At 71.1% G+C, this 20348-nt stretch carries 20 protein-coding genes and 2 pseudogenes; 12 read left to right on the top strand and 10 right to left on the bottom strand.

Translation table 11 applies throughout. The features are described 5' to 3' along the window. Positions 1-8: 8 nt before the first annotated feature. Positions 9-701, bottom strand: coding sequence for a TetR/AcrR family transcriptional regulator (locus tag ADL12_RS03040; RefSeq protein WP_062698184.1), 693 nt, complete (start codon positions 699-701; stop codon positions 9-11). A 118-nt stretch (positions 702-819) separates the two neighbouring features. On the opposite strand from ADL12_RS03040, the gene ADL12_RS03035 reads away from it, so the two are divergent. Together ADL12_RS03035 and ADL12_RS03030 are read left to right on the top strand one after the other, a co-directional pair. Next, positions 820-2037: a saccharopine dehydrogenase family protein gene (locus ADL12_RS03035; RefSeq protein WP_062698166.1), complete on the top strand. Its 1218-nt coding sequence runs from the start codon at positions 820-822 to the stop codon at positions 2035-2037. Between the two features lie 106 nt (positions 2038-2143). Further along, positions 2144-2386, top strand: a complete 243-nt coding sequence (locus ADL12_RS03030) for a WhiB family transcriptional regulator (RefSeq protein ID WP_062698164.1) — start codon at positions 2144-2146, stop codon at positions 2384-2386. Positions 2387-2424: 38 nt separating this feature from the next. Here the strand turns inward: ADL12_RS03030 and ADL12_RS03025 are convergent, their stop codons facing one another. Genes ADL12_RS03025 through ADL12_RS03010 form a run of 4 tightly spaced genes read right to left on the bottom strand, consistent with a single transcriptional unit; the run spans position 2425 to position 7188 of the window. Then, entirely contained in the window at positions 2425-4248 is a 1824-nt protein-coding gene (locus tag ADL12_RS03025; protein WP_062698162.1) for a sensor histidine kinase, read from the bottom strand. Next, positions 4245-4940: a response regulator transcription factor gene (locus ADL12_RS03020; RefSeq protein WP_062698160.1), complete on the bottom strand. Its 696-nt coding sequence runs from the start codon at positions 4938-4940 to the stop codon at positions 4245-4247. The genes ADL12_RS03025 and ADL12_RS03020 overlap by 4 nt, the downstream gene beginning before the upstream one ends. 29 nt (positions 4941-4969) lie before the next feature. Continuing rightward, positions 4970-5734: a L,D-transpeptidase family protein gene (locus tag ADL12_RS03015; protein WP_062698158.1), complete on the bottom strand. Its 765-nt coding sequence runs from the start codon at positions 5732-5734 to the stop codon at positions 4970-4972. Positions 5735-5775: 41 nt separating this feature from the next. Then, positions 5776-7188, bottom strand: coding sequence for a M1 family metallopeptidase (locus ADL12_RS03010; protein WP_062698156.1), 1413 nt, complete (start codon positions 7186-7188; stop codon positions 5776-5778). Positions 7189-7346: 158 nt separating this feature from the next. On the opposite strand from ADL12_RS03010, the gene ADL12_RS03005 reads away from it, so the two are divergent. Further along, positions 7347-7697, top strand: coding sequence for a DUF488 domain-containing protein (locus ADL12_RS03005; RefSeq protein WP_062698154.1), 351 nt, complete (start codon positions 7347-7349; stop codon positions 7695-7697). A gap of 37 nt (positions 7698-7734) precedes the next feature. Here the strand turns inward: ADL12_RS03005 and ADL12_RS03000 are convergent, their stop codons facing one another. Further along, the gene (locus ADL12_RS03000; protein ID WP_062698152.1) at positions 7735-9408 is read right to left on the bottom strand and encodes an FAD-binding dehydrogenase; all 1674 of its coding nucleotides are present in this window, start codon (positions 9406-9408) and stop codon (positions 7735-7737) included. 45 nt (positions 9409-9453) lie between these two features. Then, positions 9454-10080, bottom strand: coding sequence for a TetR/AcrR family transcriptional regulator (locus ADL12_RS02995; RefSeq protein ID WP_062698150.1), 627 nt, complete (start codon positions 10078-10080; stop codon positions 9454-9456). Between the two features lie 121 nt (positions 10081-10201). Here ADL12_RS02995 and ADL12_RS02990 point away from each other — a divergent pair, with 121 nt between their 5' ends. From ADL12_RS02990 to ADL12_RS02975, 4 genes are all read left to right on the top strand, one after another. Beyond that, positions 10202-10831: an alpha-ketoglutarate-dependent dioxygenase AlkB family protein gene (locus ADL12_RS02990; protein WP_062698149.1), complete on the top strand. Its 630-nt coding sequence runs from the start codon at positions 10202-10204 to the stop codon at positions 10829-10831. A gap of 109 nt (positions 10832-10940) precedes the next feature. Beyond that, positions 10941-12122, top strand: a complete 1182-nt coding sequence (locus ADL12_RS02985; protein ID WP_062698147.1) for an acyltransferase family protein — start codon at positions 10941-10943, stop codon at positions 12120-12122. 49 nt (positions 12123-12171) lie between these two features. After that, entirely contained in the window at positions 12172-12918 is a 747-nt protein-coding gene (locus ADL12_RS02980; RefSeq protein ID WP_062698145.1) for an MBL fold metallo-hydrolase, read from the top strand. Positions 12919-12959: 41 nt separating this feature from the next. After that, entirely contained in the window at positions 12960-14195 is a 1236-nt protein-coding gene (locus tag ADL12_RS02975) for a DUF4032 domain-containing protein (protein ID WP_062698143.1), read from the top strand. 3 nt (positions 14196-14198) lie between these two features. Here the strand turns inward: ADL12_RS02975 and ADL12_RS02970 are convergent, their stop codons facing one another. After that, complete coding sequence (locus ADL12_RS02970; RefSeq protein ID WP_062698142.1) at positions 14199-15071, bottom strand: universal stress protein; 873 nt, start codon at positions 15069-15071, stop codon at positions 14199-14201. 62 nt (positions 15072-15133) lie between these two features. On the opposite strand from ADL12_RS02970, the gene ADL12_RS02965 reads away from it, so the two are divergent. Genes ADL12_RS02965 through ADL12_RS49555 form a run of 4 tightly spaced genes read left to right on the top strand, consistent with a single transcriptional unit; the run spans position 15134 to position 18950 of the window. Beyond that, positions 15134-15439 (top strand): VOC family protein, encoded by a 306-nt coding sequence (locus ADL12_RS02965; protein WP_062698140.1) that lies wholly within the window; start codon positions 15134-15136, stop codon positions 15437-15439. 39 nt (positions 15440-15478) lie between these two features. After that, positions 15479-17155: an NAD(P)/FAD-dependent oxidoreductase gene (locus tag ADL12_RS02960; protein ID WP_062698138.1), complete on the top strand. Its 1677-nt coding sequence runs from the start codon at positions 15479-15481 to the stop codon at positions 17153-17155. Further along, positions 17152-18597 carry an ATP-binding protein gene (locus tag ADL12_RS02955; protein ID WP_062698136.1) on the top strand — a complete coding sequence of 482 codons (1446 nt, stop codon included), beginning with the start codon at positions 17152-17154 and terminating at the stop codon, positions 18595-18597. The genes ADL12_RS02960 and ADL12_RS02955 overlap by 4 nt, the downstream gene beginning before the upstream one ends. Further along, complete coding sequence (locus tag ADL12_RS49555; RefSeq protein ID WP_079051808.1) at positions 18594-18950, top strand: UBP-type zinc finger domain-containing protein; 357 nt, start codon at positions 18594-18596, stop codon at positions 18948-18950. Before ADL12_RS02955 ends, ADL12_RS49555 begins: the two co-directional genes overlap by 4 nt. A 94-nt stretch (positions 18951-19044) precedes the next feature. On the opposite strand, the gene ADL12_RS58300 is transcribed toward ADL12_RS49555, so the two are convergent. Then, a complete protein-coding gene (locus tag ADL12_RS58300; protein WP_425265062.1) occupies positions 19045-19173 on the bottom strand; it encodes a transposase in 129 nt (42 codons plus the stop codon). A gap of 414 nt (positions 19174-19587) precedes the next feature. Beyond that, a pseudogene (locus ADL12_RS58295) lies at positions 19588-19662 on the bottom strand (IS5/IS1182 family transposase); the annotation flags it as partial. Between the two features lie 301 nt (positions 19663-19963). Between ADL12_RS58295 and ADL12_RS58290 the strand changes: the two are divergent. Beyond that, a pseudogene (locus ADL12_RS58290) lies at positions 19964-20105 on the top strand (IS256 family transposase); the annotation flags it as partial. Positions 20106-20348: the final 243 nt, after the last annotated feature.

Here is a 20348-nt window from a genome sequence, read left to right as displayed (position 1 = left end):
GACGAGGGCTACAACTGAGCCGCGGCGCTGTCCAACAGCATCTCCAGCGCCGTCGGATAAGCGCTGTTCACCATCCGGGTCGCCAGGAGCGGCGACGCCTCGGCAATCCGCGGATAAGCAGCCCGGGGCAGCCGGGCATACGTGGACCGCCACACGTCCTCGTCAGCGCGCAGCGCCTCGCTCGGCAGCGCCAGCGACCCCGCGTCCAGCGCCGCGAAGGCCAGCGTCTGGTCGATGAAGGCGTGGTAGATGCGCACCGTGTCCGGCAGCGAGAAGCCGGCGGTGCGCAGCACATCCAACACGGCCTCGTCCGCGGCGAGTTCGTTGGCCCGACCGGTCACCCGGCTCGTCGTCAGCGCGGCGGCCTGCGGATGGGCGACGTACGCCCCGTGGATGCGCAGCCCGACGGCGCGCAGGTCGTCCCGCCACTCCCCCGTCGGCTCCCAGCCCCGCAGGGCCTCGCCGATGAGGGCGTCGCCGATGGCGAGAACCAGCTCGTCCATGCCGCGGAAGTACCGGTACAGCGTGCTGGGGTCGGCGTCGAGGGCCAGGCCGAGGCGGCGGGCGGTGAGGCCGGCGCTGCCGTGTTCGCGCAGCAGGCGCAGTGCCGTCTCGACGATCAGCCGCTCCGAGAGCACGATGCCGCTCTTCGTGGGGCGTCGTCTGCGCCGCTTCTCCTCCGGAACGACCGGCTTCGGCACCATGCCCTCCCTTCTTGTGCTCCTTATGCCAACGCGATTGACCTTACGCGAGCGGGCGGCGTTGTATCTGCGGCGGGGCCCCACCACGTCGTAGACCTTCAGTCGAGGGAGTCTTGTCATGCGTGTACTGCTCGTGGGAGCCGGCGGAGTCGGCACCGCCGTGACCCGGATCGCGGCCCGGCGTCCGTTCTTCGAGGCGATGGTGGTCGCCGACCACGACCTCGGGCGTGCCGAGGCGGCCGTGGCGGCGCTCGGCGGCGACGCCCGGTTCCGGGCCGAGCGCGTCGACGCTGGCGACGAGGCGGCGGTGGCCGCGCTGCTGAGGCGGCACGCGTGCGACGTGCTCCTCAACGCCACCGACCCGCGGTTCGTGATGCCGCTGTTCCGGGCCGCACGCACGGCCGAGGCCACGTATGTCGACATGGCGATGTCGCTGTCGCGGCCGCACCCGGAGCGGCCGTACGAGGAGTGCGGGGTCAAGCTGGGCGACGCCCAGTTCGAGCAGGCGGCCGACTGGGAGAAGGCGGGCGCTCTGGCGCTCGTCGGCATGGGCGTGGAGCCCGGCCTGTCGGACGTCTTCGCCCGGTACGCGGCCGACGAACTCTTCGACGAGATCGAGGAGATCGGCGTCCGCGACGGCGCGAACCTCACCGTCGACGGCTACGACTTCGCGCCGTCCTTCAGTATCTGGACGACGATCGAGGAGTGCCTCAATCCGCCGGTGGTCTATGAGGAGGGCAGCGGCTGGTTCACCACCGAGCCCTTCAGCGAGCCCGAGGTGTTCGAGTTCCCCGAGGGCATCGGCCCGGTCGAGTGCGTGAACGTGGAGCACGAGGAGGTGCTCCTGGTCCCGCGGTGGGTCGGGGCGCGCCGGGTGACCTTCAAGTACGGCCTGGGTGAGGAGTTCATCCGCACGCTGAAGACGCTGCACCTGCTGGGCCTGGACCGCACCGAGCCGGTGACCGTGCCGAGCGCCGCCGGGCCGGTGGCGGTCTCTCCCCGGGACGTGGTCGCCGCGTGTCTGCCGGACCCGGCGACGCTGGGCGAGCGGATGCACGGCAAGACCTGTGCGGGCACGTGGGTGCGGGGTCTCAAGGACGGGAAGCCGCGCGAGGTGTACCTGTACCACGTGGTCGACAACCAGTGGTCCATGGCGGAGTACGGCTCCCAGGCCGTGGTGTGGCAGACCGCTGTCAACCCGGTCGTCGCCCTCGAACTCCTCGCCACCGGCGCCTGGTCCGGTGCGGGCGTGCTGGGCCCGGAGGCCTTTGGGGCCCGCCCCTTCCTGGATCTGCTGACGGCGTACGGCTCCCCGTGGGGCCTGCGCGAACAGTGACCGCATTCGCCGGTGTCCCACGGGGTTTCACTCACGCATCGACAGGCGACTCGAAACCGAGTAATGCATCCACCGAGGGCACGTACGACGATCGCAGGTGACTTTGATGGACGACTGGCGAGACCACGCCGCCTGCCGCCATGAGGACCCCGACCTCTTCTACCCGATCGGCACGTCCGGACCGATGCTGCTGCAGACGGAGCAGGCCAAGGCGGTCTGCCGGCGCTGCTCGGTCCGGGAACGGTGTCTGCGCTGGGCACTCGACACGGAGCAGTTCATCGGGATCTGGGGTGGCACGAGCGAGAACGAGCGACGGGCGCTGCGGCGGCGGGCCCGGCAAACCGGATAGCCGGCGGATCAGTGGCAGACGCGTCGCGTCCGTGCGGCTCAGTCGGGCGCCGCGGCTCCCGGCAACCGCAGGGTGAACACGGCACCGGTACCGGCCTCGCTCGCCGCCTCGACCGTCCCCCCGTGCGCGGCGACCAGGTGCCGGACGATCGGCAGGCCCAGCCCGCTGCCTCCGGTACGCCGGCTGCGGGACTTCTCCGCGCGCCAGAACCGGTCGAAGACGTACGGCAGGTCCGCGGGGTCGATGCCGGTCCCCGTGTCGGTGACCTGGAGGACCACATCGTCGCCGTCCCGCCGGGCGGTGAGCGTGACGGTGCCGTCGGCCGGCGTGTGGCGCAGGGCGTTGGAGACGAGGTTGCCGAGTGCCTGGCGCATGCGGACGGGGTCGGCATCCAGCCAGGGTGTGCCGTCGGCCGTGGTGCGCAGGGTGACGCCCGCCGTGTCGGCGGCGACGCGGTGGGCGGCGGCGACCTGGTCGAGGAGCTCGTCGGCGCGGACGGGCTCGCGGTGCAGGCGCAGAGTGCCGGCGTCGGCGTCGGCGAGGTCCTGGAGGTCGTCGATGACGCGCTGGAGGACGAGCGCCTCCTCGTGCAGGGAGGCGAGCAGGGCGGGGTCCGGGTCGACGACGCCGTCGCGGGTGACTTCCAGCCAGCCGCGGATGTTGGTGAGCGGGCTGCGCAGTTCATGGGCGATGTCGCTGACCATCGCCTTGCGCTGGGCCTCCCACCGCTCACGCCGCTCGGTCAGGTCGTTGAGGGCGGCGGCGAGGATGCCGGTCTCGTCGCGGGTGGTGACGGGAACGCGCACATGCAGCTCGGGCGGCTGCTGCGCCGCCTCCGTCAGCGCCCTCAGCGGCCGGACGAGCCGAGTGGCGACGACGGCGGTCACGGCCACGGTGACGGCCAGCACGAGTCCGGCGGCACCGACGACCTTGGCCTTGTTGGCCGGGGACATGTCGAACCGCACGGCGGTGGTGTCGCCACCGCCCAGGAAGAGTTCGGCGACGGGGGCGACGTACGGGTCGAGTTGGGCGCGGCGCGCCGCGTCGACGCAGTCCTCCGCCTTGCGTACGGCCTCTCGGTCGCCGGGCCTGCCGACCTTGCCCAAGGGGTAGCGGGTGCCTAGGCGCTGTTCGGTCACGTCGACGGCGACGAAACTGTTCGCCTCCGGACTCAGGCCGTGCTTGTCCAGGCAGGCACGGGAGCGCTCGGCCAGGTCGGCGAGGGCCTTCTCCTCGGTGGGAGTCGGCGTGTTGAGCAGCCCGTCCGCGCATTCCTCGGGCACCTGGCCGCCCGCGACGGGCCCGTCGTGGTCGGTGACGACCGGTCGGCCGCTCGGCGTCTGCACGACGGTGGCCTCGTAGCCGTTGCGGGCGAAGCACATCTGCCGGACCTTGGCGAGTTTCTCCAGCCGTGCCTTCTCCTGTCCCGTCACCCGGTACGGGCCCACCACACGCGGATCGATGCCGCCGCGCTGCGCTCCGCGCTCCGTGTACGTGTCGACGCGCAGGGGGTCGACCGTGGCGGCGGCGCGGGGCGGCAGGGAGGTGCCGGGCGGGGCGGAGTCGGCGATGGTCCTGCGGTCCGTGGTGGTCAGGGCGATACGGCGCCCCGTCCGTGCGGACAGCGCCCGTACGGTGTCCTGCACTCCCCGCCACTCGGGGTGCGTCGCCGCGTAGCCGCTGAGCCGGGCCAGGACGTCCATGTCCTCCGCGAGGACCTGCCCCTGTTCCTCCCGCAGTGCCCGGGTGGTGGTCTCCACCGCCAGCCAGGCCGTCGCCGCCACCGAGCACACGGCGATCAGCACCGTGGCGATCAGCAGCCGGACCAGGAGGCGCTTGCGCAGCGGTACGCGCCGGTTCATCCGCGGCCGCCGCTGAGCTTGTAGCCGACGCCGAACACGGTCAGCAGCCGCATTGGCCTGCGCGGATCGGCCTCGATCTTCTTGCGCAGGTTCATGATGTGGACGTCGACGGCCCGCTCGGTCGAGGCCCGGTCGATGCCCCGGGTGCACTCCAGCAACTGCCGCCGGGAGAAGACCCGTTCGGGCTCGGCGGCCATGGCGAGCAGGATCTCGAACTCGGCCGGCGTGCACTCGACCGGGGCCTCGTCGCATCGCACCTCGTGCCGTACGGGGTCGACGGCGATACCCGCCGCGCGTACGACGGGTTCCTCCCTCCGGTCGGCGGCACGCCCGCTGCGCCGCAGCACCGTACGGATGCGGGCCATCAGCTCGCGCGGGCTGTACGGCTTGGTCATGTAGTCGTCGGCCCCCAGTTCGAGGCCGAGCAGTACGTCGTCCTCGGCCGACCGGGCCGTCAGCATCAGCACGGGGATGTCGTCGTCCCGGCGCAGCACCCGGCACACCCCGAACCCGTCGATCACGGGCAGCATCAGGTCGAGGACGACGAGGTCGGGCCTGAGCCTGCGGGCGGCTTCGAGTGCGGCCGACCCGTCGTGGACCACGGTGGCGGTGTGGCCCTCCGACAGCAGGGAGCGGCGTATGAGTTCGGCCTGCATCGCGTCGTCCTCGGCGACCAGCACATGTGCGCACACCCGGCGGATCCTAAGCGTTCGGGGGATTTTCAGCGGGCCAGCGACTTGGCGTCGCCCATGACGACGACGGGATGCCGGTCGGGGTCGAGCGCCGACAGCAGCTCCCGCATGTGCTCCCGCGCGATGCTGACGCAGCCCTGTGTCGGCCCGTCGTGGTCGACGTGCAGCCATATGCCGCCGCCTCGGCCCGCACCGAGTGGGCGGGTCCAGTCGAGGGGTGAAGTGCCGGGCTTGCGGTTGTAGTTGATGGCGATCACGTAGTCGAAGGAGCCGGCGAGGGGCTCGCCCTCGAAGCCTGTGCCGGTGGCGGTGAATCCGACGCCGTGGTCGTACGGCAGCCTGGTCCCGGGGTCGCGGAGCAGGCCGCCGGCGTCCGTGAGCGTGAAGACCCCGATGGGTGAGCGCAGGTCGCCGGCGCGGTGGTGGTCGGTCCAGCCGCGCAGGGCGTTGTGGGCGGGCCGGCTGTCGCCCGCTTCCCAGCCGGCGTCGGTGCGCTCGTACAGCACGACGGTGGACTGCGGGGAGTTCCTGCCGCGTCCGGTGACGACGACGGCCTGCCGGGTCTCGGAGGGCACCTCGGCCCAGGTCTGCGGACCCAGGCCGGGCAGGTGCCGTGGGGCGGCCTGCAGGGTGATCTCGGGGGTGGGCGTACCCGTCGTGCGCGGCGTGGCTGTGCTCGTCGTGGCCGTGGCGGCGCCGTGCTCGTGGGCCGGTGTCGCCACGGCTCCGCCGCCGCATCCGGTGAGCAACAGGGAGGCGGCCAGCAGCGCGGCACGAGGTCGGTCGGTGATCATGACTCGACCTTGGCCGACACTTGTGAGGAACTCGTCAGGATCTACGGCTTGTTCGGTTTGCCCTCGGTGTACACCCAGGTCCGGAACAGTGCGTCCAGTTCCTTGCCCGACACGCGTTCCGCGAGCCGGACGAACTGCGCCGTCGTGCCGTGGCCGTCGCGGCGCTCGGCCGCCCAGGTCCGCAGGATCCGGAGGAACGCCCGGTCCCCGACCGTCGTACGGAGTCGGTGCAGGGCCATGGCGCCGCGGGCGTAGACGGGGGTGCCGAAGATGTTCGCGCCGCTGCCCGGGGCGGCGGGCGGGAACGCCCACAGGTCGTCGTCGGCGGGGCGGGCGTACAGCGCGTCGAAGGTCTGCTGGGCGCTGTCGTCGCCGTGCTGCTCGTTGTAGAGCCACTCGGCGTAGGTCGCGAAGCCCTCGTTGAGCCAGATGTCCTTCCAGCTGGTCAGGGACACGGAGTCGCCGAACCACTGGTGGGCGCTCTCGTGCACGAGCGTGTCCAGGTCCGGCGCCCGGTCGTACACGGGACGCGTCTGGGTCTCCAGCGCGTACCCGACGTCCGGCGCCCGGTCCACGATCGCACCGGCGGCCCGGTACGGGTAGGGCCCGAAGAGTTTGCTCGCCCACTCCAGGACGGAGGGCAGCTTCTTCAGTACGGGTGCCGCGTCGGCGGCCTCGCGCGGGTCGACGGCGTTGTAGACCCGGATGCCGTCGCGGGTGGTGTACTGCTCGACCTGGAACTTCCCGACGGTCGCCGTGGCGAGGTAGGCGGCCATGGGTTCGGGCTGGTGCCAGCGGAAGGTGGTCAGGCCGTTCGCCGTCCGCTGCCCCAGGAGGACGCCGTTGGCGACGGCGGTGCGGCCCTTGGGAACGGTGATCGTGAAGTCGTACGACGACTTGTCCTTGGGGTGGTTGTTGGCCGGGAACCAGGTCATGGCGCCTTGCGGCTCCCCGGCGACGAAGGCGCCGTCGTCGGTGGGGACCCAGCCGTCGAGCGAACCGTCCGGATCGGTCACCGGGCCGGGGGTGCCGTGGTAGGTGACCGCGATGCGGAACACCTGGCCCTGGCGCAGGGCGCGGCGCGGGGTGACGACGAGTTCCTGTCCGTCGCGCCGGAAGGCGGCCTTGCGGTGCTCCACGGTGAGTCCGGTGACCTTCAGGCCGTTGAGGTCGAGGTCGAAGCGGGTCAGGCGCTGGGTGGCACGGGCCGTCAGAACCGCGTGGCCGTCGAGGTGACGGCTCGTCGGGTCGTAGCGGAGGGTCAGGTCATAGTGCCCCACGTGGTAGCCGCCGTTGCCGGCCTGCGGGAAGTAGGGATCGCCCACGCCGGCCTCACCGAGGGGTCCGGCCGACGCGGGCCCGGCGGCCACGAGGAGCGCGGCCAGGGCGAGAGGGACGGTCGCGATCACGGCTTCGCGGCGGAGGACGGTCGTGCGTCTGTCGGCCTGCGTCACGTGTGCTCCTCGGAGGTGGGGGGGGTGGGCAACGGCCTCACCCTAGGCGGCGGCTCGCCCGGAACCCCGTCGCTCGGGCCGAGTTGTGTCGCTTCGAGGGCCGTAGGAGTTCGCGGCAGTAGGCTCCGTGAACGACTTCGTCCGAGAAAGGCACGATCGTGAGCATTCGCGTCCGCCGCGTCTACGAACCGCCCGAGCCGGAGGACGGCGTGCGCGTCCTGGTCGACCGGCTGTGGCCGCGCGGTCTGTCGAAGGACGCGGCCCGCGTGGACGAGTGGCCCAAGGGGCTCACCCCGTCGACGGAGCTGCGCCGCTGGTATCACGCGGGCGAGAGGTCGTACGAGGAGTTCGCCGGCCGGTACGAGGCGGAGCTGGCCGAACCCGAGGCGGCCGAACTCCTCGATCACGTACGGGAGTTGGCGAGCAAGGGTGAGGTGACCCTGCTGACCTCGTCGAAGTCCCCCGAGCAGAGCCACGCAGCCGTGCTGGCCCGTCTCCTTCAGGCGTGACGCGTTCACACCTGAGGCGACGGGCCGTGGGCCATCGTCAGGCCGTCTGCCGTGCCGCGGCCCGGCCCGCCGCGCGGCCCGAGAAGAGGCAGCCGCCGAGGAAGGTGCCCTCCAGGGCGTTGTAGCCGTGGACGCCGCCACCGCCGAAGCCGGCGACCTCACCGGCCGCGTAGAGCCCGCCGATGGGGGTCCCGTCGGCTGCGAGCGCGCGGGAGTCGAGGTCGGTCTGAATGCCGCCGAGGGTCTTGCGGGTCAGGATGTGCAGCTTGACGCCGATGAGGGGGCCGGCCGCCGGGTCGAGGATGCGGTGCGGGGTGGCGACCCGGCCGAGGCGGTCGCCGATGTAGCGGCGGGCGTTGCGGATGCCCTGGACCTGGGAGTCCTTGCTGTACGGGTTGGCGATCTGCAGGTCGCGGGCCTCGATCTGGCGCCGGACGGCCTCCGCGTCGAGGAGCGGCTTGTCCGTCAGCTGGTTCATCTTCTCGACCAGTTGCTCCAGGGTCGGGGCAGTCACGAAGTCCGCGCCGTTGCGCAGGAACGCCGCCACCGGTCCCGGGGCGCCCTTGCCGAGCACGCGCTCCTTCAGGAACCCGGCGCGGTCCTTGGCGGTGATGTCGGGGTTCTGCTCGGAGCCCGACAGGGCGAACTCCTTCTCGATGATCTTCTGGCTGAGGATGAACCAGGAGTGGTCGTACCCGGCGATGTCCGCGTCGGTGCGCAGATGCTTCAGGGTGCCCAGGGTGTCGTAGCCCGGCAGGCACGGGTCGGGCAGGCGGCGGCCGAGGGCGTCGAACCACATCGAGGACGGTCCGGGCAGGATGCGGATGCCGTGGCCGGGCCAGATCGGGTCCCAGTTCTGCAGGCCCTCGGTGTAGTGCCACATACGGTCGCGGTTGACGAGCCGTACGCCCGCCTCCGCGCTGATGTCGAGCATCCGCCCGTCGACATAGGCGGGGACGCCCGTGACCATCTCGTCGGGCGGGGTGCCGAGCCGCTCGGGCCAGTGGCGGCGCACGATGTCGTGGTTGGCGCCGATGCCGCCGGTGGTGACGACGACGGCCTGGGCGGTGAGCTCGAACTCGCCGACCCGGTCGCGGTTGGAGGCGACACCCCGGGGCGAGCGGTCGTCGGCCAGGACCGTACCGCGCACGCCGCGCGCGGCGCCGTCCTCGATGACCAGCTCGTCGACCTGGTGCCGGTGGTAGAAGGTGAGCAGCCCGTCGCGGGCGGCCTCCTTGGCGTACCGGACGAACGGCTCCACGACGCCCGTGCCGGTGCCCCAGGCGATGTGGAAGCGGGGCACGGAGTTGCCGTGGCCGTCGGCGCGCAGGTCGCCGCGCTCCGCCCAGCCCACCGTGGGCAGGAACTTGATGCCGTGCCCGTCCAGCCAGGCCCGCTTCTCACCGGCCGCGAACTCCACGTACGCGCGCGCCCAGCGCACCGCCCAGGAGTCCTCGTCGTCCACCCGGTCGAACCGGGCGCTGCCCCGCCAGTCGTTCCAGGCCAGGTCGAAGGAGTCCTTGATGCCCAGGCGCCGCTGTTCCGGGGAGTCGACGAGGAAGAGCCCGCCGAAGGACCAGAAGGCCTGCCCGCCGAGGTTGGCGGCGTTCTCCTGGTCCACCAGCGCGACCCTGCGGCCCCGGCTGGTCAGTTCGTGCGCGGCGACCAGGCCCGCGAGTCCCGCTCCGACGACGATGACGTCGGCATCCATGGCGACCGTCCCTTCCTGATTCGGTGGTGGCGCTGTCCGGTGTCGCTATTCGGTGGTGTCGCTGCCGTCGGTGAGCAGCGCGGTGAGCAGTTGCTTCAGCCAGGCGCGAGCGTGCTCGGCGTCCCTGTCCAGCAGCAGTTGGGTGGTGACTCCGTCGTACGCGGCCACCACGGCGTGGGCCGCCCCCTCGATGTCGCCGAGCACGGCAGGCAGTTCGGTGTGCCCCCGCGCCCGGGCGAGCCGGTCGGCGATCGCCCCGCGCAGCCGCGCGCGATGTTCCAGCAGGCTCTGCGCGACGGCCGGGGCACGCGCGGCGTGCACCAGGAAGTCCGTCTTCACCAGCAGCCAGTCGCGGTCCAGGAGCAGCACCTCGGTCACCCGGTCCACGGCGTCCGGCACGTCCAGGTCCGGCCCGTCGAGGGCGAGCACCCCGGACACCTGCTCCGCGATCAGGTCCGCGCGCTGCTGGTAGAGGGCGAAGAACAGCTCGTCCAGGCTGTCGAAGTTGGAGTAGAAGGCGCCCCTGCTGTAGCCGGCGGCCTCGCAGACCTCCTCGATGGAGACGCGGCCGAACCCCTTCGCGGCGAACACGGCGAACGCGGCGTCGAGCAGGTTGGCGCGTGTGCGAACGCGGCGCTTGGTGACGCGCCCGGTCGTCTCTTTCACCGCCATGCCCCGGCCTCCGTTCGATACGCGAATGTATCCGATACACGAACGTATCCAAAGAGGAGGCCAGGAAATCGGTCGAAAGTTTGATGGGAACAGATTTTCGATTCAAGGGTAGGCTGGATCCATGGCCACGCATCTCCAGGGCTCCCTGTTCGACCAGGCCGACGAGCTGCTGCTCGGGTCCCTCGCCGGGATCCGCCGAACCCAGCTCGGCCGCGGCGCCTGGATCGACGTCCTGCCGGGCTGGCTCAGCGGAGCCGACGCACTGTTCGAGGAGCTCGCCGCCGAGGTGCCGTGGCGGGCGGAGCGGCGCACGATGTACGACCACGTGGTGGACGTACCGCGCCTGCTCGCCTTCTACGGCGCGGACGACGCGCTCCCCCACCCCGTACTCGCTCAGGCCCGCGACACGCTGTCCGCGCACTGCGCCGAGGAACTCGGCGAGCCGTTCACCACGGCCGGGCTCTGCTACTACCGCGACGGCCGGGACAGCGTCGCCTGGCACGGGGACCGGATCGGGCGGGGTGCGCGCGAGGACACGATGGTGGCGATCCTCTCCGTGGGGGCGCCCCGGGATCTGCTGCTGCGCCCGATGCGGGGCGGTGGCGAGACGGTGCGCCGCCCGCTGGGGCACGGCGACCTCATCGTGATGGGCGGTTCCTGCCAGCGGACCTGGGAGCACTCGATCCCGAAAACCACACGCGCCACGGGACCGCGCATCAGCGTCCAGTTCCGCCCGCACGGCGTGCACTGAGGCGGAGAGGCGGCCGCTTCGGGTGCACGCGGGGGCTGCCTCCGGCGGACGGTGCCGGAGGCAGCCCTTCCTCTGGGCGAAGCCCCGCCGCGCCCCCACACTGGTCCGGGTGAGCGCTCAGACGCAGGCACCGGCCACCGCTCCCCGGCGCAGCGAGCTGGACGCGCTGCGGGTCCTCGTCGTTCTCGGGCTGGTCTTCTTCCACTCGGGTCTCGTGTTCTCGCCGGACGACGACTTCTACGTGAAGAACGCGGAGACGACCGACGCCGTGACCGTGCTCGCCGGATTGGCGGTCGTGTGGGCGATGCCCATGCTGTTCCTGGTCGCCGGGATCGGCTCCCGGTACTCGATCCGCCGCCGCGGGCCGGCTCGCTTCACCCGGGAACGCCTGCTGCGCCTGGGCGTCCCGCTGGTCTTCGCGACGCTCGTCCTGTGCCCGCTCCCCCAGTGGCTGCGGCTGCGGGCCGCCGACCCGGGCTACGAGGAGTCGTACTGGCGTTTCTGGCCGCGCTTCCTCGCCGTCCGCCCGGATCCGGCCGACTTCCCCTTCGTCCTGGACGGGGAGCACTTCGAGACCGGCCATCTGTGGTTCGTCGTGCTTCTGCTGACCTTCAGCCTGCTCCTCGCACCGGTCGCGGCGCCGCTCGCGGTGTGGGCCGAGCGCGTAGGGCGTGCGGTGGAGCGACGCCCGGCCGTGCTGCTTCTGCCCGCCCTGCCGCTCGCCGCGATCAACGCCTTCCTGGGCATGGAGGAGGGCTTCGCGGGCTGGAACCGCTGGGCCTACCTGGTGTTCTTCCTGTTCGGTCACGCCCTCGCCGACGACGGGCGCGTCCGTGCCGCGCTGCGCCGACTCGCCGTTCCGGTGGGCGTGTCCGGGCTCGTGCTGTTCGCGGGGACCGCGCCCGGATTCCTGTCCCTGGACAACCCGTTCACCGACTGGAGCGCGTTCGCGCTGGTGACGCGGGCGGTGTTCGGGGCGGCGGGCTGGTGCTGGGTCGTGGCGATCCTCGGGCTGCTGGACCGGCCGCGCGAGGTCCGGACGCCGTCGCGCGTCATGGTGTATCTCGGGATCGCCGCGCTGCCCGTGTACGTGCTGCACCAGCCGGTCGTGGTCGCCGTCGCGTACGGCGTGGTGGGCTGGTCGGCGCCGATCGCGGTCAAGTACGCGGTGATCGTGACCGGTTCTCTGGTGGTGATCCTCGCCCTGTACGAGGGGCTGGTGCGCAGGACGCGGCTGACGCGGTTCCTGTTCGGCATGCGTCCGGCCCCGACGAAGGCGCTTTCGTCCTGATCTGGTTTGCTGTCTCCGTCGGGCACGGACCTCACCAGGCGGGACGATCATGCGGGCGGATGTGCAGCAAGTCGCGGACGGCACTTACCTGGTGCACGGCAGCAACACCAACTGGGTGATCCTCACCGAGGGCGACGCGGTCACCCTGATCGACACCGGCTACCCCGGGGACCGGGCCAGGCTCCTCGCCTCGCTCGCGGAGGTGGGAAGTGCGCCGGAGGCGGTCAAGGCCGTACTGATCACCCACGCGCACACCGACCATCTGGGCAACGCCGAGTATCTGCGCACCACGTACGGCACGCCCCTATACCTCCACGAGGCCGAAGTGCCCCACGCCCGCCGGGAGTTCCTGCACCAGGTCAGCGTCGGGACGGTCCTGAAGAACGGCTGGCGGCCGGGTGTCCTGCCGTGGGCCGTGCACGCCATCCGCTCCGGAGGCACCGCGCACGTGCCGGTGACCTCTCCCGAGGCGTTCCCGTCGGCGGGCCCGCTGGATCTGCCCGGCCGGCCGGTCCCGGTGCACACGCCCGGCCACACCGACGGCCACTGCGCCTACCACCTGCCGGACGCCGGGGTGTTGATCGCCGGCGACGCCCTGGTCAGCGGGCACCCCACCTCGCGGATCAAGGGACCGCAGCTGCTGCCGGACATGTTCCACCGCGAGCGGGCACAGGCCCTGGCCTCGCTGGACGTGCTCGAAGGGCTCAAGGGCGACGTGCTGCTGCCCGGACACGGGCCGGTGCACAGGGGGTCGGTGCGAGAAGCTGCTCTTCAGGCGCGGGAGCGCGCGCTTTAGGGTGAGGTGACGATCACCGGCGAGGCGAGGACGAACGGCCCATGGCACTGCAGATCAGCGCGACGAACCCGGAGCACCCTGCGCTCCTGCTGGAGCTGCCGTGGCATCTGCCGCTGGAGCAGTGGCCCGAGGAAGTCCTGGTGCCGCTCCCCCGCGGCATCTCCCGGCACGTCGTGCGCTACGCCCGGGCCGGCGACGAGGTGATCGCCGTCAAGGAACTCGCCGAGCGGCCGGCGCTGCGCGAGTACGAGCTGCTGCGCGACCTGGACCGGCTCGGCATCCCGTCGGTGGATCCGCTGGCCGTGGTCACCGGCCGCACCGACGCCGCCGGCGGGCCGCTGGAGTCGGTGCTGGTCACCCGGCACCTGGGCGGCTCGCAGCCGTACCGCTCGATGTTCGAGACGACGATGCGTCCGGCGACCATGCACCGTCTGATGGACGCGCTGGCCGTGCTGCTGGTCCGCCTCCACCTCGCCGGGTTCGCCTGGGGCGACTGCTCGCTGTCCAACACGCTGTTCCGGCGCGACGCGGGCGCGTACGCCGCCTACCTGGTCGACGCCGAGACGGGCGATCTGCACCCGCAGCTCAGCACCGGTCAGCGCGACTACGATCTCGACCTCGCCCGGGTCAACATCAGCGGTGAGCTGCTCGACCTGGAGGCGTCCGGGGCCCTGCACCCGTCCGTCGACCCGATCGAGTTCGGCATGGAGATCTGCGCCCGCTACCAGAGCCTGTGGCAGGAGCTGACCCGCACCTCGGTCTACCCGGCGGGCAAGTACCACTACATAGAGCGCCGCATACGCCGCCTGAACGAGCTCGGTTTCGACGTGGCCGAGATGCAGATCGAGCACGCCACGAACGGCGACACGGTCACCTTCGTGCCCAAGGTCGTCGACGCCGGCCACCACCAGCGTCAGCTGCTGCGTCTGACGGGCCTGGACACCGAGGAGAACCAGGCCCGCCGGCTCCTGAACGACCTGGAGAGCTGGATGGCCACCCAGGACGACTACGCCCCGGGCGACCCGCTCGGCGCCCGCCCCGAGGTCCTCGCCCACCGCTGGGTGCGGGACGTCTTCCGCCCCACCGTGCGGGCCGTGCCGCTGGAGCTGCGCGGTTCCATGGATCCGGCGGAGATCTACCACGAGCTGCTCGAACACCGCTGGTACCTGTCCGAGCGGGCGCAGCACGACATCGGCCTGGACACGGTGGTCGAGGACTACATCAACAACATCCTGCCCACGGCCCGGGAGACGCTGCAGCCGACGACGTCCGACTGACTCTCAGTCGTGCGGTACGACCGCGACCGGGCAGTCCGCGTGGTGCAGGACGCCGTGCGCCACCGAGCCGATGCGGGCGCCGACGGCCGTACGGTGGGCGCGCCGCCCGACGACCATCAGCTGGGTCCGCCCGGCGACCGACAGCAGCACCTGCCCGGCGCTGCCCATCTCCACGTGCTCGACCACATGGACGTCCGGGAACCGCTCCCGCCACGGCCGCAGCGCCTCGCCCAGCGCCTTCTTCTCGTACGGCTCCAGTCCCCCGGCCTCGTCGAGGAGCTTCAGGGAGGCCGGGCTGTAGGCGAACAGCGGTGGCAGGGTCCAGGCCCGTACGGCGCGCACGGTCGCCCCGCGCGCCGCGGCCGTCTCGAACGCGAACCGCAGCGCGGCGGCGCTGTCGTCCGCGTCGCCTTGCTGGCCCACGACGATCTCGCGTCCGGCGGCCTCGGCGGACGCCTGGTCCCCGGCTCGTACGAGCACGACAGGACTCTTGGCCTCGGCGATCACCTGCTGTCCGACCGAGCCCAGCAGGAACCCGACGACCGTGCCGTGGCCCCGCGATCCCAGCACCAGCATCTCGGCGTCCGCCGCCGCGGCGACCAGCGTCTCGACGGGCGCGCCATGGAGGACGTCCGTGGTCACATCAAGGCCCGGATGCCGTTCGGTCACAGCACGGGCGGCCCCCTCCAGCCCCTCCCGCACCCACTGGCCCTGGGTGTCCGGATCCCCCGCGTCGATCGCGTCGTGCGGCTGGAACCGCCAGGCGTGCACCACCCGCAGGGCGAGGCCCCGCCGGACCGCCTCCCGCGCCGCCCAGGCCAGCGCGGCGAGGCTCTCCTCGGATCCGTCCACCCCTGCCGTGATCGGGCGCGTCATTCCGGCTGCCTCCTTGTGTCGTGGTCACGTGGCTCGGGCCCAGTCTTCACTACGCTGCGCCCATGGCCCTGGAGTGGGAACAAGTGACCGTGGACGCGGCCGACCCGGCGGCCCTGGGGCGCTGGTGGGCCGAGGCGCTCGGCTGGGTCGTGGTGAACGACTCGGCCGAGGAGTACGAGATCCGGCCGGAGCACGACCGTCTGCCGGGCCTGATCTTCGTCCCGGTACCGGAGGGCAAGACCGTCAAGAACCGCCTCCATCCCGCGTGCTCGCCGCGCGGCGCGGCTGAAAACCGCCGCCTCCTGCATACCCGAGCGAAGCGGTCGGATCGAACATACGATGGCCGGAGTCGGTGCGGCGGTCGCTGAGACGCCGTGCCCTGGTTCCGATCCCGGGGTGGGAGACGTATGGCACAGGCCGCCGACGCAGCGCGGACCGTCATCCTGACCGTGGACGACGACCCGGGGGTGTCCCGGGCGGTCGCCCGCGATCTGCGGCGGCGCTACGGCGCGTCGCACCGGATCGTGCGGGCGGAGTCCGGCGAGTCCGCGCTGGAGGCGCTGCGCGAACTGAAGCTGCGCGGCGACCTCGTGGCCGTGATCCTGGCCGACTACCGCATGCCGCAGATGAACGGCATCGAGTTCCTCGAACAGGCCCTGGACGTGTATCCGGGGGCACGGCGGGTGCTGCTGACCGCGTACGCGGACACGAACGCGGCGATCGACGCGATCAACGTCGTAGATCTTGATCACTACCTGCTCAAGCCCTGGGGTCCGCCGGAGGAGAAGCTCTACCCGGTCCTGGACGACCTGCTGGAGGCGTGGCGGCGCAGCGACTACCGGCCGGTGCCCAGCACCAAGGTGGTCGGGCACCGGTGGTCGGCGCGCTCGTCCGAGGTACGGGAGTTCCTGGCCCGCAACCAGGTGCCGTACCGCTGGTACTCGGCCGACGAGCCCGAGGGGCAGCGCCTGCTGGCCGCCGCCGGGCAGGACGGGCAGCGGCTGCCGCTGGTGATCACGCCGGACGGGACGCCGCTGGTCGCCCCGGAGGCCCCGGAGCTGGCGGCGCAGGTCGGGCTGGCCACGACGCCGACGGCCGACTTCTACGACCTCGTCGTCATCGGCGGCGGACCGGCCGGGCTCGGCGCGGCCGTGTACGGGGCGTCGGAGGGCCTGCGGACCGTGCTGGTGGAGCGGTCGGCGACCGGTGGGCAGGCCGGGCAGAGCTCCCGCATCGAGAACTACCTCGGCTTCCCCGACGGCGTGTCGGGGGCGCAGCTCACCGACCGGGCCCGACGGCAGGCGGCGAAGTTCGGCGCCGAGATCCTCACCGCGCGCGAGGTGACGGGACTGGAGGTCAGCGGCGCCGCCAGGATCGTACGGTTCTCGGACGGCTCGGCGGTCGCCGCGCACAGCGTGATCCTGGCGACCGGCGTGTCCTACCGGCAACTGGCGGCGCCCGGCTGCGAGGACCTGACCGGCTGCGGGGTGTTCTACGGGTCGGCGCTCACGGAGGCGCCGTCCTGCCAGGGCCAGGACGTGTACATCGTCGGCGGCGCCAACTCCGCGGGACAGGCGGCGATGTATCTGGCGCGGGGCGCCAAGTCGGTGACGCTGCTGGTGCGCGGGGCGTCGCTGTCGGCGTCCATGTCGCACTATCTGATCCAGCAGATCGACGAGGCGCCGAACATCTCGGTGCGCACCGGCACGGTCGTCGAGGCCGCGCACGGCTCCGACCACCTGGAGCAGCTGACGCTGCGCGACGTGGAGAGCGGGCGGACCGAACTCGTCGACGCCCAGTGGATGTTCGTGTTCATCGGCGCCGCCCCGCTGACCGACTGGCTGGGCGAGACGGTGCTGCGGGACGAACGCGGGTTCATCCTGGCCGGCCCCGACCTGACGTCCGACGGGCGGCCGCCGGCCGGCTGGGAGCTGGACCGGCCGCCGTACCACCTGGAGACCAGCATCCCCGGAGTGTTCGTGGCGGGCGACGCGCGCGCCGAGTCCGCCAAGCGCGTCGCGTCCGCCGTCGGAGAGGGAGCCATGGCCGTGATGCTCGTCCACCGTTATCTGGAGCAGTCATGAGCGGGCAGCCGATGCCGTGCGACCCGGGGGAGATCGGGGCGCTGTTCCTGTTCGAGAAGCTCACGCCCGAGCAGCTCGGCAGGCTGTGCAGCGAGGGCCGGGTGGAGCTGTTCCAGCCCGGTCCCGTGTACACCGAGGGCGATCCCGCGACCTGCTTCTACGTCATGGTCGAGGGCACCGTCGTGCTGTCCAGGCGGGTAGGCGGCGACGACGTGGAGGTCACCCGGACCTCTCAGCGCGGGGTGTACTCCGGGGCCTGGCAGGCCTACCTCGGGGACCGGGTGCCTCAGGTCTACAACAGCTCGATGCGGGTCACGGAGCCGACGCGGTTCTTCGTGCTGCCCGCCGCGACCTTCGCGGCCGTGGTCCAGGAGTGGTTCCCGATGGCCCTGCATCTGCTGGAAGGCCTCTTCTTCGGCCAGAAGAGCACCCAGTCGGCCATCAACCAACGCGAACGCCTGCTGGCGCTCGGCTCGTTGTCCGCCGGGCTCACCCACGAGCTCAACAACCCCGCGGCGGCGGCCGTACGGGCGACCGCGACGCTGCGGGAGCGGGTGGCGAAGATGCGGCACAAGCTCGCCGTCATCACGCAGGGCTCCTACTCCCCCGAGGTCATCGCGAACCTCGTCGACATCCAGGAGCGCACGGCCGAACGTGTCGCCAAGGCGCCGACGCTGAGCCCTTTGGAGGCCTCGGACCGGGAGGACGAGCTCACCGACTGGCTGGAGGACCACGGCATTGCGGAGGGCTGGCGCATCGCGCCCACCTTCGTGCAGGCCGGTCTGGACGCGGACTGGCTGGACCAGATCGCGGCGGCCGTGGACGAGGAGATCCTGCCGAGCGCGATCGGGTGGCTCAACTACACCGTCGAGAACGAGCTGTTGATGGACGAGATCAACGACTCCACCAACCGCATCTCGCACCTCGTCGACGCCGCCAAGCAGTACTCCCAGCTCGACCGCGCGCCCTTCCAGAACGCCGACGTGCACGAACTCCTCGACAGCACCCTGCTGATGCTGTCGGGCAAGATCGGCCGGCAGATCAAGGTCGTCAAGGAGTACGACCGTACGCTGCCGAAGATCCCCGCGTACCCGGCGGAACTCAACCAGGTGTGGACGAACCTGATCGACAACGCGGTCTCCGCCATCAACGACGCGGGCGGCGAAGGGACGTTGACCGTGCGGACGGCGCCGGATCACGACCGGCTGCTGGTGGAGTTCCGGGACACGGGGGTCGGCATTGCGCCGGAGCACCGTGGGCGGATCTTCGATCCGTTCTTCACAACGAAGCCCGTGGGTGAGGGCACCGGGCTCGGTCTCGACATCTCCTGGCGGATCGTGGTCAACAAGCACCACGGGAGCATTCAGGTGGAGTCGGAGCCGGGTGACACTCGCTTCCAGGTGCTGCTGCCACTGACCTCTGTGGAGGAGGAGCCTGTATGAGCAGCGACAACGGAATCGACCCGAGCGTTCCGCCGAGCGGGAGCGGGTGTGCCGAGTGCGATGCGGTCGGGGGGTGGTGGTTCCACTTGCGGCGGTGTGCACAGTGCGGGCATGTGGGGTGTTGTGACAGTTCGCCCGCGAAGCATGCGACGGGGCATTTTCGGGACACCGGGCATCCGTTCGTGCAGAGCTTCGAGCCGGGTGAGGAGTGGTTCTGGAACTACGCCACGGACGAGTTGTACGAGTCGGGGCCGGAGTTGGCGCCGCCGGGGAGTCATCCTGCGGATCAGCCTGCGCCGGGGCCGGAGGGGCGAGTGCCGGCTGATTGGGCGAAGACGTTGCGTGCCTATTGATCCGAAACTCAAGGGGTTCTATTCGAGGGTGCAGCGGACGTGTGGGCCGCCGAAGTAGCCGCGGACGACGTGCGGCCGACGTTGAGTTGACCAGCTAGTCAGGGTCGAACTCGGGCGAGTACGCGGGCCGGAAATACGGTTCGATCCGGTCGGGGTGGTCGGCGAGCCAGGCGCGGACCTTGCGGGAGCGGTGGGCGAAGTGGCCGTCCACGACGAGGTGCACTCGCGGTCGAAGTGGCCGACGAGCCGGTCCAGGAAGCGGCACATGACGTCGCCGTCGAAGGTCTCGGTGAACACCATGAAGTGCATCCGGCCCTTCGTGCCGATCGCGGACATAGCGTTCACCGAAAACCGGTTGCCCGGGCGGCGCACGACCGGGGTGCACCCCTTGGCGCCCCAGGTGATGAGTCAGACCCCCGTCCGGGACGGCATTGCGCAACCGTCCCACTGGTCCCGACACAACGGCATGACTCGATCATTGCCGGATGGCTTCGTCCGAACCGGCGCTCAACCTGGCATGGAGGGGCTGACAGTGAGTTGACTTCTCGCCGACTGTCCGAACGCGGTCAACGGAGCATGGGTGCACTTCCGGACGCGCACTCCGCGAGGTCCGTCGAGCAGGACGAAGTCCGGGTAGCAGGTACATCAGGGCGACCAGCGCACGCTGGTGCGGCGGCAGCCTGCACCGCCGGTCACCCTCACGATTGACGATGAGCGTCGTGGCCCACTCGACCGGAGCGTGAGGCTCCTACGCCGATGGATCGAGACTTCGAACACTCCCTCAATGGCACGGGAGCCTCGGGCGTTGCCGCTGTCCACCCACCCCACCACCGTCATCCGATCGGTGGCCGCGCTGAAAAGGCTCCCCACGTTGTTCTGTGGGATGCGGTGAGCCCTTCGTTTGGTTGACCCACCCAGGGGTGCCGGGTGTGGTTCAAAAGGCTCTGCCGTTTGTGGCTTTCAGCGATTGGCCGCCCGATACCCCACGACGACTCGGCTGCCAATGGGGAATTTCTTTCTTCGCGCAGACCACCGCCAGGGCCGTCCGCACCCAGCTGGACGTGGGTCGCCGACATGCTCGGACGGAAGTTCCGGCAGGTCAGGACGATGCTGCTGGACGCCGCGACGGACATCACCGCGTTCGCGGTCTTCCCTAACCCTGCGGCCCTGCCCGGCTTGCCGTTCTTCACCACCGACCCACCGAGGACGACCCGCAGCTTCCCCCGCCCGAACCCAACCGACTCGACGAGCGACTACACCACTACAGGGAGCATGACCACCCTTCCTCCTTTACCTAATCTAAGGGCTTGCAGGGAATCAAGGTGTTGCTTCCCGTTCTGGGGATCGTTGGTGTGGTATGCCCATCCCGGACGAGACACGTGACCAACTCGCTGTGAA

Origin of the sequence: Streptomyces regalis (assembly GCF_001509475.1) — a bacterium.
Classification (GTDB): Bacteria; Actinomycetota; Actinomycetes; order Streptomycetales; family Streptomycetaceae; genus Streptomyces; species Streptomyces regalis.
Note: the sequence above shows the minus strand (reverse complement) of the source record. Positions and strands in the feature narration are given on the sequence as shown.

What these genes read in the sequence shown, in the direction of transcription:
- ADL12_RS03035 (WP_062698166.1), top strand. Translation starts at nt 820, where the DNA reads ATGCGTGTACTGCTCGTGGGAGCCGGCGGAGTCGGCACCGCCGTGACC.
- ADL12_RS03025 (WP_062698162.1), bottom strand. Translation starts at nt 4,248, where the DNA reads ATGAACCGGCGCGTACCGCTGCGCAAGCGCCTCCTGGTCCGGCTGCTG.
- ADL12_RS02960 (WP_062698138.1), top strand. Translation starts at nt 15,479, where the DNA reads ATGGCACAGGCCGCCGACGCAGCGCGGACCGTCATCCTGACCGTGGAC.
- ADL12_RS03030 (WP_062698164.1), top strand. Translation starts at nt 2,144, where the DNA reads ATGGACGACTGGCGAGACCACGCCGCCTGCCGCCATGAGGACCCCGAC.
- ADL12_RS03000 (WP_062698152.1), bottom strand. Translation starts at nt 9,408, where the DNA reads ATGGATGCCGACGTCATCGTCGTCGGAGCGGGACTCGCGGGCCTGGTC.
- ADL12_RS02965 (WP_062698140.1), top strand. Translation starts at nt 15,134, where the DNA reads ATGGCCCTGGAGTGGGAACAAGTGACCGTGGACGCGGCCGACCCGGCG.
- ADL12_RS03015 (WP_062698158.1), bottom strand. Translation starts at nt 5,734, where the DNA reads ATGATCACCGACCGACCTCGTGCCGCGCTGCTGGCCGCCTCCCTGTTG.
- ADL12_RS02990 (WP_062698149.1), top strand. Translation starts at nt 10,202, where the DNA reads ATGGCCACGCATCTCCAGGGCTCCCTGTTCGACCAGGCCGACGAGCTG.
- ADL12_RS02975 (WP_062698143.1), top strand. Translation starts at nt 12,960, where the DNA reads ATGGCACTGCAGATCAGCGCGACGAACCCGGAGCACCCTGCGCTCCTG.
- ADL12_RS02980 (WP_062698145.1), top strand. Translation starts at nt 12,172, where the DNA reads ATGCGGGCGGATGTGCAGCAAGTCGCGGACGGCACTTACCTGGTGCAC.
- ADL12_RS02995 (WP_062698150.1), bottom strand. Translation starts at nt 10,080, where the DNA reads ATGGCGGTGAAAGAGACGACCGGGCGCGTCACCAAGCGCCGCGTTCGC.
- ADL12_RS49555 (WP_079051808.1), top strand. Translation starts at nt 18,594, where the DNA reads ATGAGCAGCGACAACGGAATCGACCCGAGCGTTCCGCCGAGCGGGAGC.
- ADL12_RS02955 (WP_062698136.1), top strand. Translation starts at nt 17,152, where the DNA reads ATGAGCGGGCAGCCGATGCCGTGCGACCCGGGGGAGATCGGGGCGCTG.
- ADL12_RS02970 (WP_062698142.1), bottom strand. Translation starts at nt 15,071, where the DNA reads ATGACGCGCCCGATCACGGCAGGGGTGGACGGATCCGAGGAGAGCCTC.